The organism is Alicyclobacillus macrosporangiidus CPP55, from assembly GCF_000702485.1.
GTDB lineage: Bacteria > Bacillota > Bacilli > Alicyclobacillales > Alicyclobacillaceae > Alicyclobacillus_H > Alicyclobacillus_H macrosporangiidus_B.
The window spans coordinates 3,166,288-3,182,811 of the sequence record NZ_JNIL01000001.1 but is presented as its reverse complement, the minus strand read 5'-3'; the positions used below and the strand labels follow the sequence as shown (position 1 = coordinate 3,182,811).

Below are 16,524 nucleotides of genomic sequence, written 5' to 3'. Positions count from 1 at the left end.
CCCAATGAGAGAGGTTCTGGTTTATCATGTGGATGCCTTTACCAACCGAAGATTTGGCGGAAATCCAGCGGGGGTCGTCCCAGATGCCACGGGTCTAACGGACGACGATATGCAAAACATCGCCCGGGAACTCAACCTGTCTGAAACAGCGTTCTTGACTCCGGATCAACGTAGAGGAGACTATCGGATCCGGTACTTTACCCCGAAATCCGAAATTGACTTTTGCGGCCATGCAACTATAGGCGCTTCATGGGTGCTGGCAACTGAATTTGGTTGGAAGACACGCACATCCGGAATTGCCTTTCATACGAACGTGGGTGTTGTTCCAGTGGAATGGGCATTCAATCAAGAAGGCGATGTGGACAACGTCTTCATGCGCCAAGTCGCTCCACGCGTTAGGAATACTGAAGTGAGCCCCGAGGAAGTCGCCCGTATCGTCGGGATCAACGTTTCCGACATTGGATCGAACTATCCAATTCGACTTGGTTATACGGGAAACTGGCACTTGCTCGTCCCCGTTGCTTCACGCGCCGCCATAGATGCTGCGCAACCTCATCTCACCGAATTAGCCGAGATGAATACGAAGCAACAAGCAGTGACTACGCACCTGTTCACATTTGCCGAAGAAGGGGAGCCATACGATATTTACACCCGTGACTTCGGCCCTGCAGTGGGCATCCCGGAGGATCCCGTTACAGGTGCGGCAAATGGTGCTCTGGCTGGATATCTCGTTCTGGAAGGAATACTGAATTCCGAACAAAGACATTCGTTACGCATCGCGCAGGGAGACTCAATGGGACGTCCCGGAATGGTCTTCGTGGATATAGTCCCTGGGGATTCACCTGAAATCCGCGTGGGCGGTGCGGCAGTGATCACAGTGACTGGCCAGCTTCAGTTGGATTGACCACTTAAATGAACACTTCTGCCCGTTTTTCCCGCAACGATGGACGGAAATCATGCGTGGTAAGTTGTTTACAGTGGACCTGTTCAAACGAACGTTCCACCCCTGCAATTGTTTTACCGACCCTCACCACATGGTACTGTCAATAAAGCGCAGCGCTAATTTCGCTAAACTGCCCGTTAACGCAGTAAGCCAATCAAGACGATCTTGTTCTTGCTGTCGTAAAAAGACATCATTTCATGTATGTCATTCCAAACCGGCACGTTTCAGGATCTCTTTCACAAAGTCGTTCTTGCCATTTGTATATGCCGCACGATTATTAGTGAATCGTTGTGCGAGTTCCATCTTCAAATCACCGTACCTTTTGGCGTCCTGCGGATGACTTCGTAAATAATCCCGAAATATGATATGACGCTTATACTCGGGGTTATCTGCGGTGCACACGTACAGGTGATGACAAGGTGTGCCATCGGGAGGAATAAACGCCTCTCGCCCAGTAATTCCTAAATCGCCTTCGTGAACGTAGCCAATGGTAGCGAGCCGTTGGATCGCTGTCTGAACATCAGATTGGGTGTACACTACGGCATCTAAGTCAATAATCGGCTTTGCCGCCAGACCCGGAACCGATGTACTCCCGACGTGTTCTACAGTGACAAGGATATAGCCTAAAACTGGAATAATGGAATCGCGTATCCGTTTAAACATCTGTGCCCAACTGGGATTGTACGCAACGACTGTTACATTGGAACCCACAGGGACTTCCCTCCCCTCACAACATGTTGTTCAAATGACGCAGACGGAATTTTTTGCGTATTACAGATGTATATTCATGCACGTAGTACCGTGGTCACTTATGGGACTCTAGCCCCCGTTGGTTCAATAAGGAGTGTCAATACCCTTCCAACAGTGAAATCCACTCGGACCGTGGATTATGTTTTTTTAACGCCGATAGGAGCCAATATCGTTGAGACTCGGTACAATGAGGAGCGTAAGTTTGAAAGTCGCGATGATCTTTGTCCCTGCCTTCTTTCGATTTAAACAACAATTGCCACTCTCGAGCAACATATTTACGTCCACGGTTATCCACTCTAACGAATTCACTTAAAGGCATACGGATAGATGGGTCTCTGCGGAATATCACTGTCACCTCGTCGGCAGTCTTATCGGTCAAGAGAACTTCGATGAATTGATGACCTTTGCGTATGTGCAATCCAAATCGGGGTGGTAATGTATCCTGAACATGTCTGCACACTTCAAGACGGTGTTCGCCAGGGACCGCAACCTTGACATCCCAGTCCGAGAAATGGTCTAGTACAGCCTGTGTATGTTCCCTGAATACGCAGATATCTACATCCTCATGTTCGCGAGTAACCTTACCCAATGCAAGATCAATAGCCCAACCACCACCAATTAGCCAGGGGTATTGGAATTTGTCCATTACATCCGCGACAGAATCCAGCTGTTCTGAATGCACTACAGTCATAAGTCATATCCTGCTATCCTGCCCGATAGCGACGGAAGGGATGCCAATATTAGGAGTATAAAAATGCAACACTCAGCGTCCCGTCGTTCTTCGATTTATGCCCCCTTTAGCTGACAAACACATTTGACTATAGGTGCACAAATCGAAGAACGAATGTTAGTGCAATTAACAATAAAACGACGACCGCACCTACACGAATCCACGGACGAGCCCTACGGGGATAATGCGAGAGGATTTTATTACGCTGATAACCATTTATGATATCAAAATGCCTCGACACGTCATTGAACGGTTCTCGGTCAGACAATATGGGTTCCTCGGACGATTGTGTCTGGATAAGCGATGGATCTTCATAAGGATTGTAACGGTCAGAATCCATGTCAAATCCTCCCCCACCTACATGGATAATGCATCCTATCCAATTCTCAGACTAACCTGCCCATTACTGACATAAGGGTAACACAATGAAAATGCATGGTTATGCATTCCCCTTGCGTTACCCCGTGCCACGTCTTCTTTCAAGTTGAAGCCCACGAAAGTTGTCTCTCCGCAAATAACAGTTCCGTCTGGTGGTGCACCCAGAATACATTTGTTTTGTAACAGGATACTACTGTTTTGTCACAGGGTACATTTGTTTTGTAATTCCACAGCATCACAACCCCACGTACGCAGCTGCGTTATCCCTAAAGAGATTGCCATCTCGAATATATCTGCGGACCATGAGCGCACTCTTGTGTCCTGTCTGTGCCATAATTACGCGTTCCGCAGCTCCGGCCATCGCGGCAGAAGTCGCAAGACCCGCCCGCAGGCTGTGGCCGGCGTACTTTCGTGGATCGAGACCTGTCCCAATTGCCGGGAATCCGCGTTCAATCCAGCCAACAAACTAGCCAGCGGAAAAGGTCGCCAGCTTTAATTAGGAGAATGCTCGTTCAATCGCTCGTTCGAGTTCACTCTCTGTCGGCATGGAATAGCGCCGCGTGACGTTGATGTCGCGATGCCCGGCGAGTTCAGCGACGGTCGAGATATCGATTCCCTTTGAGACGAGTTCACGGACAAAGGTATGGCGTAGTTCATGGGGATGGACACCATACTTCGCGAGTGTGTGCTGTACGGCTCGAACGGAGATTCGCTGTCCTCGATTCGACAAGAACAACGCTGGTTCGCTGTCCTTTCTCTGCTCCAGATACCGTCGAAGGTGTAGTCGAACCTCGGCAAACATTGGAACCTTCCTGCTAACGTTTCCCTTGCCGTTGCGAACGAGGACGGAACCGGAACGTTCGGACATGGTCACGTCATCCCTATCGAGGGCAACGAGTTCGGACACTCGAAGTCCAGTCATCAGAAGCATGTACGTCATGGCGATGTCACGGAGGTTGCCGTCTCGTTCCACTTCACGGAGGAGACGATTCCGCTCGTTCCGCTCCAGTGACTTCGGAGCGATGTTGTGGACTGGCCTAACATCTGGGACTCGGATGTCCTCTACGATGTCGCTTCGCTTGATATAATGAGCATAGGTGCAGAGACATGCGAACTTATTCTTTACTGTTGTTGGTACATTTCCGTTCTCCCGTAAGTGGTTAATGAACTGTTGAACGTCGAGTCTCGTCAGACGGTCGAACTCTCCGCCGTTCTCGTTCAACCAACGATCGAACTCCATCAACGTCCTCGTGTAGTTCCTCACGGTGTTCTCGCTCTTTCCCTTATCTCGAAGGTATGAAAAGAATGCATTGAGTTGTGCGACAAAGTTTTCGCTCATTATGAATCCCTCTTTTGCGGTTTCACTGTGTTCATCATGTTGTATTTTGTCGCTCAAGTCAAGTTGTGCGAAATTCAAGTGATGGCATAAAGATGGCGTGTCCAACACAATGGTTTGTCTGTACACTAGAGATATACCTTCCACTTAGGAGCCTGAGACGTGAACCCATTTGATCCAGAATATATATTGATGGAACAAGTGACCAATATAATAATCAGCGGTTTCCGAGTAAACGTGATTACCATTCAGCGGCACGCGGAACGTCTTACCCATCTGTTGACCAATTGATCGATAAGTATGGTACGTTCAATAATTTCGTGGAAGCCTTCCTCAAGACATATGTCTCTGTACACGAATGTCCAATGCCCGATTACTTGCTCGGGGTTCTTGCCTACCGTGCCAAGGTGGTGCATGATGGACGACGTTTTCATGTGCGCCTTGCAACGCGAGACACGGAACAGATCCGAGTGCTTCAGTCCTTCGCCCAGTATATACAAGTCTACCCGTCAAACAAGCACAAGCCCACCTTGTATGTGCGCCTGTATGACACGTATCTCGTTACCGGTTTAGAACGGTTTTATACTGTGGATAATTCCTTCCTTGCCACTGTAGACTTCGTGCGCGGATACATTGAGACGCACAGCCATTTCCGCATTGAGACGCCAGGCCGATATCGCCTGACACTCACAGGGCCACTTGTCCCTCAGTGCCGCGACGTCCTCGTTCGTCTTGGAGCCCGAAATACACGGGTGTCTTCGGTTAAAAGTTCTTTACGATGGAACATCCACAGCGGAAGTCTGCGCAAAATCCGTGACGCCCTGTACCCGGATGGATGTATCTGTAATGAACGTGTGCGGACGATGATGTACAAGGCTTAAATTAAAAAAGCAGGCCCGGGCGACAGTACCCCGGCCGGCTGATCGGTTCCCCTAAAAGTATTCCACGTAATCCCAAGATTGCAGTCTTCACTGAAGGTCTGTTGATCGCAAGAACGATTGTTAATGCCGAGAGTTAAGAGATGTCTTGGCAGTGTGTATCTATCACATCATTTATTGGCTGAATCATATAACCGTAACCTCGGACTGCTATGAGAACCTCCGAACGTCGGCTATAGCGTTTGATACGCTCACGCAGTCGGTGAACTTCAACGTACAAATTATTCTTAAATGAAAATGCATCTACTCTTGGTCCCCAAATGGCACGTATTAAGGTCTCACTTGATACTGGCTTTCCAAGGTTTGCAGCGAGGTGTTCAACGATATGAACTTGTATGCGAGATAAGGGGATCTCGGATTGGCCGATAATAAGGGTGTCGTTGGATAGATTCAGATATGAGTTGTTCCCTAGAACAATCCTGTTCATACCGAACATCCTCCTATCCCTTCATTTCGCAACAAAAAGAAGCCATGTGAGACGCCCCCAGACCCACAACCTGCGCCCCTATGGCCCTGCGTAAATAATCTAGCTGCCAAATAATTAAGGTTTGTTTGTATTGTTTTGGACTTATAATAACATATTCCCATGACATATGTGCGAATTACATTATTTTTTATTCTTACAAAAGTGAAAGTTACTGAGTACTACAGAAGTGGTAGATTACTTGTAGCAATCCCTGAGGGGGGAGTGATAATGCATAGTGAACCGACAGGATCATTCAGGCGATTAGGACCAGCAATACTGGTTAAACGAGGAAAAGCAATTTCCTTTCGCTGGGCATTGAGGACAGTTCACATGACAATGGGGTTGATTGGAGCCTTACTAATTATGTTGATGTCAGTGACGGGACTGCTGTTGAACCATAAATCGTTAATTGGCTACTCTACATCGACGGAGTTTAAATTGCAAGAGTTGATCTTCTCAGTTCATTCAGGTTCCCTGGGGAACACCAAGATAGTTTGGCTTACGGATTTGGCAGCAATATGCATGTTAACTCTCAGCATTACAGGAATTTGGATATGGATTGACACTATGTGGAGGAAGTTCAAAAGGAGGCATGTTAGATGAAACGAGAGGCATTGATTTCGGTCTTGATGATCTGCGCAGTGGCAGCAGTAGGTTGCGCCACTGGTTCGGCAACTCATGTATCAGCTAATTCCACGACGAATGAGGCCATTGCAGATATGTCAGATATGCCCGGCATGTCAGGTGCGAATAATTCAGGAACCACTAGTGGGGACTCTTCCGAATTAAAACGGATCTTTGATGAGCAATTTTTTGGGTTGGAAACAGTGCAGGCAGACGTTTCACATGGAGATTACTCAGGCGCTATAAAAGTTGCCAATCAATTGCATGATCAATTCCATGCTTATATTCTGCCCAAATTAACAGCAAGCAAGGGTTCCCAATTCGCCGAGGAAGCTCACAGTACCTATGATTCCCTACAAGATGCCATTCAGTCACATAATCCTGAGGCTATCAGCTCCGCGCTCGACAAAAACCGTTCCACGCTCACAGAAGTAATGTCGATTCTAGGAGTCCATTAGACCTTCTCCACCCTTGTTTCAAATCGCACATGTGGACGACACGCGGAAAACGTCGAACTAACTTGTTTGAGACGTGGTCATCAACCCTGACCAGCAGCTCTACTTTTTTACTGCAGCTACGGCTGAATAGGGAGTGATCATGATGAACACATCCACCTGACGTCAAACTGGAGAAGCGGCGCACCACTCTGCACTGAGCAGTAGGGGAATCGACGCCGAGTGACTTCAGTAAACCGTGTCCATGCCCATTGCGCCAGACGTCAGATGTTGCAATCGCCATTTGAGACTCCGCGATGATACACGAGAGTGATCAAAAATTGGAACAGCTCAAGTGAACGGATGGGTGGAGCAGTTTTCCAATACGGAAGTCATGACAAAACCCTACTACTGTAGAACGGACTTGATCTTGGTATCACCTACCATGTAGGAAGCATCCTCGCTTTCCAGCGGACTAGTTGATTGGCTAACCTTAGCCTACCAGAGAACCGAGGATGTTTTTCTTTTGTGTTGCCTGAAATCCCTGTAAAAACACGGCTCACGGCCGCGACAGGAGATGCAAAACTTGAGTAAGTTAAGATTATCTCCTCTTTCATTAGTAATAGCCTAGTACAATGTGAGTTTCGCGCTTGTTTGCAGTTTGTTGTCCCGATAGAACTCCAACGTGTATTGACCCTTTGGCCATCCAAGACCAACCTGGTAGAAAGTTCGTCCTCCACCTCCATAGGATTCTTGCCACTTCTCGTCCATCATTATTTTGCGCGTATCATCTTGCCGGATGATCAGTTCAAGATTATGAACTGTCTTGGCCATTGGTGTAACGACCTGTACTATCAGAGGTTGATTGGCCGGGAATCTTGATCCGGGGTTACGGATATAACCGATCTCCTGGTTTTCGGAAGTGCCGATTTGAATCTCATCGTGGCTTGGGCCTGATCCCATACAACCGCTGACAAGCAAACATACCAAAAAAGTTAATGAAATTACAGTTCTCTTCATCCTACCTCACCCTCTATTCTCGAAATCCCACATACTTAGAGTAGCTTACTAATCTGAAAGGTACAAAATTACTATATTGTAAGATCACATATATCATGTTCTCTGTATTATATGCACAGGAGGTGGTGAAATTTCTAGTCGTTGTTGCCCCAATAGCAATAAAAAATTTGAAACTTTAGAAAGGGTGATATCCAGTGGCTAAGCGTACTGCTCTCGCCTTTGTAGCGACTGCATTGTTCACCGGTGTTGGCCTTCCGGTCTACTGCACGGCGACGGCCTTTGCCGCGGCCAACCAGCCGGCTACTGTGAGTGGCTCCGCTCAACAAGAGATAGACTTTGACAATGAGGCGGATTTCAATGCATTTGCCAATTTGTGCATTGAGTTGGCGAAAAAGGCTAACCCTTCTGCAGATGTCTTGAAAAAGGTTGAACGGAATCTACACAAAGATACACTGAGCGCAGTAAGGCCACTCTACGGTGCACAAGTTACAATCGGAAATCAGACAGCCACTATTGGCGTCGACGGGACATTCAGTATCAATGTAACCCCCGGCACTTATGACGCGAAGATCACGTGGCGGGGAAGCGATGTTTATCATCAGACCGTAACAATTAAGCCGGGTCAGAATAAGGTCGTACTTACTGTGGCCAACACCGAACAGCAAGCTATCAGCAATATGTCCAAGAACATGGACATGGGCACTACGGCTCCGGCAATCAACAGTGCCTCATCTCCGTCCGGCCCCGCATTTACCAATTACCCACCGGGATATGATATAAGCCCGGGTATTGACGGCCACATGAAAATTCTCGACTGGCAACAGCATGTATCATGCAATAAGTCGGATAACAACGACCTCGGTGCGCACTTCCCATGGAACAACTCTGATTGTGCGAACTCGATCGCCGCGGGTTTCGACTACTATTCCGATCCGGCGAATCTCTGGTTTTATCAAGACGGAGAGTTCTGTGTGAACGAAGCTATGAACGTGGGGGACAAAACCGGCAAACCAAATATTTATTGTAATGGCCAGCCGCAGATAGACAACTACGGAAACCCCACGAAACCCGTGGTGAGTTACTATCACGATCCATACTTTTTGAATGCCGGATTCAATTGTTCCAGTTTCCCGTTCTTGAACCACCTCGAAACTTTCCAACCCTACTCAAATCTATATTAACTATTTACGGAAGACCGCGAGTTAATCTCGCGGTCTTCCTACGGTCATGGTACCTCTGGAATGGACCGCTGCCAGCGGGACTGTTGGCTTCGTGGGTTACGAGTGTAAGGGTGTCCATCGTGGGCAGGGATCCTGAGACAATCTCAGATTCCGGATCGTTGAAAGCAGTTCTGTTAATTGGACGTACCGGTTTATTCCTGCGGTTGCGTATGCAATGCCTGTAATCGCATGATGTGTGCCCAGCACAGGTTCATTATCTCTTGTTTAGAAAGACAACAATCTCCCCTTTCGGCCGCTCCCCCATTGCGATGTGGTAAGGTTGTATATCGCCCCGCATGGTCGAAGATGTATGAGACTTGTTTAAAGGGACACCTCCAGGAGCTGGTCCAGCGCTGATTCACTCCTCATCCACCCCCGTCGCGCCTCAAAGAACGTCCGATGATGCAACAAAGTGCCGTCCACCAGTAGCGTGTGCAGATACATGAGCACCGTTGTCGCGGCCATGAGGTTGGTCATCAGGCGCTGCGGGTTGGACACGGCAACTTCGCCGCACGAGACTTCCGTTGGCAATCGGTCCTCCTCGATGAGATCGGGGAACACCTCCCCCGGGAACGGAAGCACGTCTTCGCCACTAATGCGTACCCCGACAACCACCTGGCCTTCCCAGCCAGAATCCTTGATCTTCGCCAGCTGGTATCGGTCGACATGCCCGGGATCATCCGGCACGGTGACGGCGCTGTTGCCGCTGTCGATGTACACAACGTGGTTGAGACAATGCAGCTGCTCGTGCAGGATGCGGCGGGTGCTACCGTTGTCTACAGCGCCCACCACAATTGTCCCATCTGCGACGCCGATTCTTTGAAGGTTTGTCTCCCGAGTCAGATACTCCGGATAGGCCGCGATGTCGAGGCCGTAGGCCCTTGAGTACCGCTCCGCCAACACACTGGCCTTCTTGCGGCCAATGTCCTGCGGGAGGAAGTATTGGCGGAGGAGATTTTTCTCCTCCACCACATCCCCGTCTATCAGCAGCACTCCCGGCACCTTGCGACTCTGCTCCTTGAGCGAGTAGAGCAGGCGGGTGACCTGCTGTAACACGTAGCCGCCCGTGCCGCCTACTCCCACAAGGATCAGTCGTGTACGTTCCGGGTCCACGACGCGAACAGGTTTTACCACGCTCATACGGGGGTCACCACCGCAGTAATGGGACCGTCGAAGACGGCCGAGGCCTCCAGCTTGACGAACTTGCCGCCGCATGAATACCGGAAGGCAAGTGTGGGCCTCTCCCGATCCGCTCTTCCAACTACCCCATACAGCCCCGTTCGTACCTCGTCCTCGTCGTCTGTGGCCGACCAGTAGGCGGGTAGCCGGCCGTGCGAGTGGATGTGAGCGACCACGAAACGGTGTTCAGTTTCCATGAAGCCCTCGCCTCGTACGGTGACTGCTGAGGCCGTTTGCTCAGGCCACACCACATCGTATCCCGTGTCGGTGTCGTACACGATGTACGCCAGATGCTCAATGTCCGGATCGGACTGAAAGCGTTAGACAATCTCGCTCAGACACCAGACAGGAATTTTCGGTACGAACAGGTGTAGCGGCGCACGCAGGCCTGTGCTTCCGTACACGGGTGCAGCGAATATGCCTACTTGTGTTTGCCGAACCTCGTAAACACGGCCATCCCTGTCGAGCAAGTGGTACACCGGGGGCACCGGAGGGGCGGGCGGCTCGGTATACACCGTAATCACCGCCCCCTTCTTGTGGCCCTTGAGTACGGGCACGATGTGGCCCGTGTCCTTGTCGTAGACCATCTCTGTGCGCTCTTTAATGAGCTCCGGAAAGGTCTGCTCAAGCCAGGCCCGTACGTCCTCCAGTTTCATTGTCCGGCTGGGTACTTCGAGCCGGTGACCCGCGTAGTACACCACACGATCAATCGCGTACTCGTCTGGTTCCGGTTCCTCAGCCGGTTTTGCTGTGGCCTTGGCAGGCGTGGTACGCGTTGTCGGCTTCTTCACAGATTTCTCCGGCTCCTGCACCTGCGGAATCAGGTCCTTGCGCTCGTCCTCCGGCAGAAGGTCGAAAATCGTGGTTTGCTGGATGTTCGTGTTCATGGTCCATGTCTCCTTTTGGGTTGGATGGTTTAGTACCGTTGGGCCCGGTAGGCGTTGTGAAATTCAGCGACAGTTCTCCCGAGCGGGATGAGCCATTCGTGGGGGATGCCCCCGTGAGCTTGGACGGCTTCTAAAAATGCGGCGTACTCCCTGTAGGGCGAGTTCTGGCTGGTTCCCACGCCGAATAGGTCGCGATTGTTGGGCGTACTGATGAATCCGAACACACCCCTGTTCACGACTTCGTGCAGCTCGCACACAGTGTCGTGCGTCCAGCACACGCGGCCGTCATCAAACACGTTCGAGTACGGCCAGCGGTACAACGGAGAAATCTCCGTGACCACGGAATCGGTCGTGACGGCAATCGACAGACCGATAAGCCTTTTTGCCTGCAAGGTCCAGCGGGCCCGGTAGACTATCGTCGGGATGTGCACCAGATACGAAGCGCCCTGATACACCATCGGATACTCGGTCGCGGGCACGTATCCCGTGAGGATGACATCTGTCCAGCGGGAGCACTCCGCGATGTCAACCATGAGTGTCCGATCCGGCAAACGTGGCAGTTTGGTGACTCGCAAGTCGGCCACCTTGAGTTGCTCAACCACCATGGACCGATCCAACAGGGTAAGCAGCTGGTGCCACCCTACCGTTTTGTAGTGAGTGACGCCGTTTGCCCTAATCTCGAGTTCCGGAAGCTTGTCCGGTTCGAGTTTGAGAATCAGAGCGTCGGCGGCCTCCTTACCTTTCGTGTGGAAGCTTACGGTGTTCATAAAATTGCTTCACCTCCCAGGCACTTAGGATCACGTCCCAAGCGGCCATGATTTCGTCGGTGATCGCTTCAGGTAGCACCCACACAAAGTGCGGTTCCTCGATGGTGTCGTGCACGCCGATGAACGACTGGAGTTTGCGCTGTGCCATCCACCAGATCCAGTGCCGCCACTCGGCGACCTGTTGCGGATCTTGACCCTTGATGATGATCACGCAACCGATGTCGTACACGACTTCCTCATCAGGCACATCGCCCTCAAGCCAGTGGCAATGGGCCCACATTTCGTCGTCTCCGGATGTGAAGATAACTTGGCTTGTGAGACCCGGAGCGAGAAGACGCAGCATAATCTCCAGTTGGGCGTCGTAGATCTGGTCTCCCGGGCCGTTCATGTCCATCCCATACGGCCAGCCGAGGTTGTCGATCTCCTCAGTGAAGCCTGTTCTGCGAAGGAACTGTCGGAGAAAGTCGAGGTGCAACAGACCTTCGGCCAGATGCTCTCTCAGCTCGTCGTCGAGGATCATATAAAGGCCTCCCCGACCGACGGGTCTGGTATGGACGGCAATCTGAGGCACTCCGAGAGCAGATAGTTCCAAGCGGAGTCGTCCAGATGCAGCTGCGCCATATCCCGCAGCGGGTCTCCGTAGTCATCGTGGTGGAGGATCTCCCAGGCGACCGCCAAGGTGTCATCCGTGAGATTGAGGATGTATTCCGCCGAGAGGTCCTCGTCAATCATGTGTCGCAAGAACTCTTCAGCGGCTTGAATGAGGTTGGTGTACTCCTGGGATGGTTGTGGCAGCTCTTTAACGTCCGCCACAAACTGGTCCCAGTGCAGCGTGATGTGGCGTTTCAAGAGGTTTCACTCCTTTGCCCATCCCCGATGTCACGGGGGATGGGCGAATTTATCCCCGCGTGACTCGGGTGTGTGCAAAGGATTAGTTAGAGGGCGAACAACATGATCTGGTTGTCCGCTACAGACTGCTTCTTCACCCGCTTCGCCTTCTCGACCATACCCATATGCTTCCTCCACTCGCCGTAGGTGAGCGGTGTCGCATCCTGGGCCACGGTTGCCTTGGCGACAGGCTTGCGGTGCGCTCCCTGGACGTCTTGAACCCCTTGAGCGACCGCGAACAATGGCAGTGCGATGACTTCCGCATCGGCCGGCGCAGGTTGAACAGGCCGCGGCGTTTGTGCGGCCGGCACCGGCTGGATGGTCTCCTCCGGTTCAGGCACACCTGCCAAGCGCCGTGTCTCTGACGCCAGTCGACGCATCGCCTGCTGAATCTCGCGCTTGAAGCGCTCTTCGGCCAGCAGGATGACCCCGCTTGGAATGTCCTTGTCCGCGAGCGTCTTCCACTTCTGGGCCAAGTCCTCCACGTTCCCGAGGCAGTTGGCAATGGCGTAGGTGGAGGCCGATTTGTCGTCCTGCTCGATGAACTTCGCGACTTCGGACTTGTCGAGACGGCCTTCCAAGAGCATCGCGTGGCTGCGTTTTTGCAGCATGCGCTTGAACTGCACCATCTCGTACGAGCCGTTGTAAACGTAGTAGAACACCTTGCAGGTGCGGTGTTGGCCAATCCGCCAGGCCCTGCGGGCAGCTTGCCGCATGGTCGCGATCTCGTCGGTGAACTGGTAGAACATCAGCGTCGGGAAATCGAGCAGGTCAAGGCCCACTTCTACCAGCTTGGCATTGCAGACCACAACCTGCGTTCCCTTTTTCACTGCTTCCTCCAGCCACTCAACGCGATCCTCCGGTGAGACGGTCGCCTGCAAGACTTGGGCGCGTATGCCATGTTGCTTGAGCACATCGGCAATACGCCGGTCCTGCTGGACTTCCCCGCTGTACCGAACGTACACAACACAGCGGCGGTTTTGCGCCAGTTCCGCCTGGATGTCCTCCAGCAGACGCCGTTCTTTCGCGGTCAGTTCGTCCGGACCATACGGCGGGAAGAAACTCACGGACTCATCCCCCACCCACACTTCTTGCGGCATATGCGGCTGGTTCGCCGCATTTACCACGGACGGGATGAATTTCGCGAAGGCGTGTTGGTTGCCGATCGCATATTGCTGGCGCATGACGCCTTCGAGGGCGTTATGGAAGGACCGGTACGCCACGGCGTGTTCGTCGTCCATGTCCACGAAGATCGGTCGTTCCTCCAATTCCACCAATGGCAGGCCCATGTCGCCCAGTTCCAGAAACACCGTCTTGTCCGCCAAGTGATTGACGAACAACTTGGGCGAAAGACCCGGGATTTCCTTTGGCGGATTGAGGATGACCTTTCTGGACGTGGTACCGCCGGCTTCAGTTACTTCGTCCGCCGCATACCGCCCGCGCTGCTCCAGCGTGCCGTACAGGTGCACGAATTTGTTGAGCGCACGGTGGTCCAGGCCATCCGCTTTCATCTCGGTCGGGCAGATGCGCCACAGCAGATGGTACAGGCTTGAGGCCTTGCCGTCGCTGAGCGTGCCCGTGAGGCCCAGAACGCGCCGGCTTGCGCCGACAATCGCACCCATCGCCTCACCCTGGCCCGAGTTGCTTTTGTACTGGTGCAGCTCATCCACGATCACCAGGTCGAAGTATCCGCGCAGGTATCGTTGGATGAACCATGCCGGTTGCAGACGACGGTGTTTGAGCCCGCTGACGGGTTCTCGCTCGGGCACCGCGTCGCGCATCAGGTTCGCGCCACACTCTGTGCAGTGGTATTCCGTGATGGACTTTTTGAACACGTAACGCGTTCTGCGGCGTTCCGTTCCACCTATGCCAACCGCGGTGTACTCTTCCACCCCTGTGGCAAGGTCGGAGAAGCCGAGTTTCAGTTCCGCCAGCGGGTCCTCCACGCAGTCGTGTTTCTTGGCCTCTTTCCAAGCGGTCTGCGTGGTCTTCTTCTGAATGCCGTGGCATTCAGGGCAGATCCACACGTCCTCAAGCGCAAACACGGTGATTGCAGCATCCGGCGTGCCCGGCATGTATTTGACCGCGCCGCCGTGGGCAACCAATACGGTCTTCCGGTTCGTCTCGTCCTTGGTCTCGGGCCGGTGTGCCACTACGACACGCTCCTTGTAGATGAGCGCTGGCACCTTTGGCATGCCGAGCTTGGCCGTGTCACGGGACAACAACACGAATTCCAACGGTTTTTTACCGTTGCCAATCCGTTTATCCCGGTAACGCACGACATCCTTCCAGGACTCTAACACCGTGACCGGGGTGCCCGGGAGCGTCTTGCCGATCTCGTCCCGAATCCACTTGGGGATTGTTATTCCAGGGACCAGAAGCAGTACCGCGAATCCGGTCTTAGAGCGCTTCGCCAGAGCGTTTGCCACCGCGAGACTGATGATCGACTTACCCGTCCCCATGTCAGACGAGGCAATCACGCCTTTGCTTTGATCCAGACCATTGAGGATCGCCTGGACAGTGTGCGCTTGGGCCGGGAACGGAAACCGTGCCATCTGCGCAATCGCAGGATTGATCGGACGGTCCAGGTCGTGCGCTGGCGTGGCCATCTCCTCGATGGTCGTGGCGAGATGAGGCGCGTACGTCTGGAGATAGTCAATCACGTGGTACCCGCCATCTTCGTCCCGTTGCAGCACTTCCCCCAGGGCTGGCGCATCCGTCAAACCTTCCGGGAGCTGAATCGAACCAGAGCGAAGCAAGTCGCTCAACAAATTCTTGGCCGCTTCCTCCGTCAGGTTCGGCGAGACTTCAAAGGCCTGCACGTGCTTCCAGTCCGGCACGTCAGGGTCGGTCCAAACCGAGAGCTGCTGCACGAAGTTGCGCCTGTTGCACGCCAGCCAGATGACGTCTTTCCACTCCGCGACATACGGGAGATTGAAGTCACTGGCAAAACGACGTGTGAACAGGTCCGCGATGTCGCCCCCGTCTGGAACGATAATGATGCGGAATTGCCCAGGTTCTAACTGCTCATCAACTGCCGACTTGTGCAGGATGATCGCGTGCGTGAGCTTGCCGATGGGCCGCGTCACGAACCGATATCCGTGCTTGTCTGTGAAGATGTTGTCGGAATCAAAGCTCAACCGATTCCGCTTCAAACGCAGCCGGCTTCCCTTAATCGCGTGCGCCACAATGGCTCGGGTCGCACTATCCAGGTCAATGAGGCCTGCAGCGACGAGATCGTCACCGTTGCGTTGAAAGTTCCGGCGGGTCACGATGAAGTGCACCGCCGCCTCGACGTAATGCTTGTCGTCGCTGTAAACGAGTGTCTTCACGCCATGCGCCCAGCATGCACCACGTCCGCGGCTTCGGCCCCGGTTTCGTGATGCACCGGGGCTTTCGCCTCCTTTGCGTGGTGATTTATGCAGGTCGCGTGGTCACTGCAAGTCCAAAATCGTCCCGTCCGGCTGGATGGTCCGCACCGCGGTCACGTAGGATTCGGTGTCGATGATGGTCTCCGACCCGTCGTCGTTTACCACCACTTCGCGCTCAACGATTTTCCGCGTCATGCCGACGACCATGTGCCTGTTCTCGCCTACACCGACCGCGCCATTGAGCGCGCCGGCCGCGATGAGCGTGGCCATGTGCGTGCGCCGAAACGGCAAGAGTGGGCGGCGCAGCGTTGAACCTGTGTCGATGGGCATGAGCATGTTGGCCGCCACCTTGAATGCTTCGGACTGTGCGAGATCGAGCCGCAGTTCTGCGTCATCGAGGATGTATCCCCGGAACAGAATTTGCGTGTCGATGTTCTCTGCAACGGGCACCGTCCAACGCCGGCCGTCGGGTTCGTCAAGGTATGGCATCGGGAGAGCCTCGTCCTTGCCGTAGGCCAAAAGCTCATTCTTGGCCCGGTGATCGGCATCAGACATCTCTTTGGCGCTCCGAAGATTTCTCTCGCGGCACGTCG

General features: G+C 52.9%; 16 protein-coding genes. 3 read left to right on the top strand and 13 right to left on the bottom strand.

Annotated features, from left to right (window positions below; translation table 11 throughout):
* The first annotated feature begins 4 nt into the window (after positions 1-4).
* Positions 5-904 (top strand): PhzF family phenazine biosynthesis protein, encoded by a 900-nt coding sequence (locus N687_RS0115800; RefSeq protein WP_029422779.1) that lies wholly within the window; start codon positions 5-7, stop codon positions 902-904.
* A gap of 243 nt (positions 905-1,147) precedes the next feature.
* On the opposite strand, the gene N687_RS0115795 is transcribed toward N687_RS0115800, so the two are convergent.
* The 4 genes from N687_RS0115795 to N687_RS25575 all read right to left on the bottom strand — a co-directional run bounded on the left by N687_RS0115795 (position 1,148) and on the right by N687_RS25575 (position 5,502).
* Positions 1,148-1,654 (bottom strand): GrpB family protein, encoded by a 507-nt coding sequence (locus N687_RS0115795; protein WP_029422778.1) that lies wholly within the window; start codon positions 1,652-1,654, stop codon positions 1,148-1,150.
* A 136-nt stretch (positions 1,655-1,790) separates the two neighbouring features.
* Positions 1,791-2,384 (bottom strand): nucleotidyltransferase domain-containing protein, encoded by a 594-nt coding sequence (locus N687_RS23340; protein ID WP_081841469.1) that lies wholly within the window; start codon positions 2,382-2,384, stop codon positions 1,791-1,793.
* Between the two features lie 913 nt (positions 2,385-3,297).
* Positions 3,298-4,140, bottom strand: coding sequence for a tyrosine-type recombinase/integrase (locus N687_RS0115785; RefSeq protein WP_029422777.1), 843 nt, complete (start codon positions 4,138-4,140; stop codon positions 3,298-3,300).
* Positions 4,141-5,151: 1,011 nt separating this feature from the next.
* Entirely contained in the window at positions 5,152-5,502 is a 351-nt protein-coding gene (locus N687_RS25575) for a winged helix-turn-helix domain-containing protein (protein ID WP_197029299.1), read from the bottom strand.
* Positions 5,503-6,140: 638 nt separating this feature from the next.
* Between N687_RS25575 and N687_RS24040 the strand changes: the two genes are divergently transcribed.
* Positions 6,141-6,623, top strand: coding sequence for a hypothetical protein (locus N687_RS24040; RefSeq protein ID WP_156040182.1), 483 nt, complete (start codon positions 6,141-6,143; stop codon positions 6,621-6,623).
* A 603-nt stretch (positions 6,624-7,226) separates the two neighbouring features.
* Here N687_RS24040 and N687_RS24035 read toward each other — a convergent pair.
* The gene (locus N687_RS24035) at positions 7,227-7,619 is read right to left on the bottom strand and encodes a hypothetical protein (RefSeq protein ID WP_156040181.1); all 393 of its coding nucleotides are present in this window, start codon (positions 7,617-7,619) and stop codon (positions 7,227-7,229) included.
* A 194-nt stretch (positions 7,620-7,813) separates the two neighbouring features.
* Between N687_RS24035 and N687_RS0115770 the strand changes: the two genes are divergently transcribed.
* A complete protein-coding gene (locus N687_RS0115770; protein WP_029422774.1) occupies positions 7,814-8,800 on the top strand; it encodes a hypothetical protein in 987 nt (328 codons plus the stop codon).
* A gap of 360 nt (positions 8,801-9,160) precedes the next feature.
* On the opposite strand, the gene N687_RS22430 is transcribed toward N687_RS0115770, so the two are convergent.
* From N687_RS22430 to N687_RS0115730, 8 genes are all read right to left on the bottom strand, one after another.
* Positions 9,161-9,979, bottom strand: coding sequence for a ThiF family adenylyltransferase (locus N687_RS22430; protein ID WP_029422773.1), 819 nt, complete (start codon positions 9,977-9,979; stop codon positions 9,161-9,163).
* Positions 9,976-10,266, bottom strand: a complete 291-nt coding sequence (locus tag N687_RS0115760) for a Mov34/MPN/PAD-1 family protein (RefSeq protein WP_035462409.1) — start codon at positions 10,264-10,266, stop codon at positions 9,976-9,978. The genes N687_RS22430 and N687_RS0115760 overlap by 4 nt, the downstream gene beginning before the upstream one ends.
* Positions 10,267-10,338: 72 nt before the next feature.
* Positions 10,339-10,905, bottom strand: a complete 567-nt coding sequence (locus N687_RS0115755) for a hypothetical protein (RefSeq protein WP_029422771.1) — start codon at positions 10,903-10,905, stop codon at positions 10,339-10,341.
* Between the two features lie 29 nt (positions 10,906-10,934).
* A complete protein-coding gene (locus N687_RS0115750) occupies positions 10,935-11,672 on the bottom strand; it encodes a hypothetical protein (protein ID WP_029422770.1) in 738 nt (245 codons plus the stop codon).
* The gene (locus N687_RS0115745; RefSeq protein ID WP_029422769.1) at positions 11,641-12,192 is read right to left on the bottom strand and encodes a hypothetical protein; all 552 of its coding nucleotides are present in this window, start codon (positions 12,190-12,192) and stop codon (positions 11,641-11,643) included. Before N687_RS0115745 ends, N687_RS0115750 begins: the two co-directional genes overlap by 32 nt.
* Complete coding sequence (locus N687_RS0115740) at positions 12,189-12,521, bottom strand: hypothetical protein (protein ID WP_029422768.1); 333 nt, start codon at positions 12,519-12,521, stop codon at positions 12,189-12,191. The genes N687_RS0115745 and N687_RS0115740 overlap by 4 nt, the downstream gene beginning before the upstream one ends.
* Before the next feature lie 86 nt (positions 12,522-12,607).
* Positions 12,608-15,892, bottom strand: a complete 3,285-nt coding sequence (locus N687_RS0115735) for a helicase-related protein (RefSeq protein WP_029422767.1) — start codon at positions 15,890-15,892, stop codon at positions 12,608-12,610.
* Between the two features lie 102 nt (positions 15,893-15,994).
* The gene (locus N687_RS0115730) at positions 15,995-16,420 is read right to left on the bottom strand and encodes a hypothetical protein (RefSeq protein ID WP_156040180.1); all 426 of its coding nucleotides are present in this window, start codon (positions 16,418-16,420) and stop codon (positions 15,995-15,997) included.
* Positions 16,421-16,524: the final 104 nt, after the last annotated feature.

Coding starts and splice junctions, on each gene's coding strand:
- N687_RS0115785 (WP_029422777.1), bottom strand. CDS start 4,140: ATGAGCGAAAACTTTGTCGCACAACTCAATGCATTCTTTTCATACCTT.
- N687_RS0115745 (WP_029422769.1), bottom strand. CDS start 12,192: ATGATCCTCGACGACGAGCTGAGAGAGCATCTGGCCGAAGGTCTGTTG.
- N687_RS24040 (WP_156040182.1), top strand. CDS start 6,141: ATGAAACGAGAGGCATTGATTTCGGTCTTGATGATCTGCGCAGTGGCA.
- N687_RS24035 (WP_156040181.1), bottom strand. CDS start 7,619: ATGAAGAGAACTGTAATTTCATTAACTTTTTTGGTATGTTTGCTTGTC.
- N687_RS22430 (WP_029422773.1), bottom strand. CDS start 9,979: ATGAGCGTGGTAAAACCTGTTCGCGTCGTGGACCCGGAACGTACACGA.
- N687_RS0115730 (WP_156040180.1), bottom strand. CDS start 16,420: ATGCCATACCTTGACGAACCCGACGGCCGGCGTTGGACGGTGCCCGTT.
- N687_RS25575 (WP_197029299.1), bottom strand. CDS start 5,502: ATGAACAGGATTGTTCTAGGGAACAACTCATATCTGAATCTATCCAAC.
- N687_RS23340 (WP_081841469.1), bottom strand. CDS start 2,384: ATGACTGTAGTGCATTCAGAACAGCTGGATTCTGTCGCGGATGTAATG.
- N687_RS0115800 (WP_029422779.1), top strand. CDS start 5: ATGAGAGAGGTTCTGGTTTATCATGTGGATGCCTTTACCAACCGAAGA.
- N687_RS0115755 (WP_029422771.1), bottom strand. CDS start 10,905: ATGAACACGAACATCCAGCAAACCACGATTTTCGACCTTCTGCCGGAG.
- N687_RS0115750 (WP_029422770.1), bottom strand. CDS start 11,672: ATGAACACCGTAAGCTTCCACACGAAAGGTAAGGAGGCCGCCGACGCT.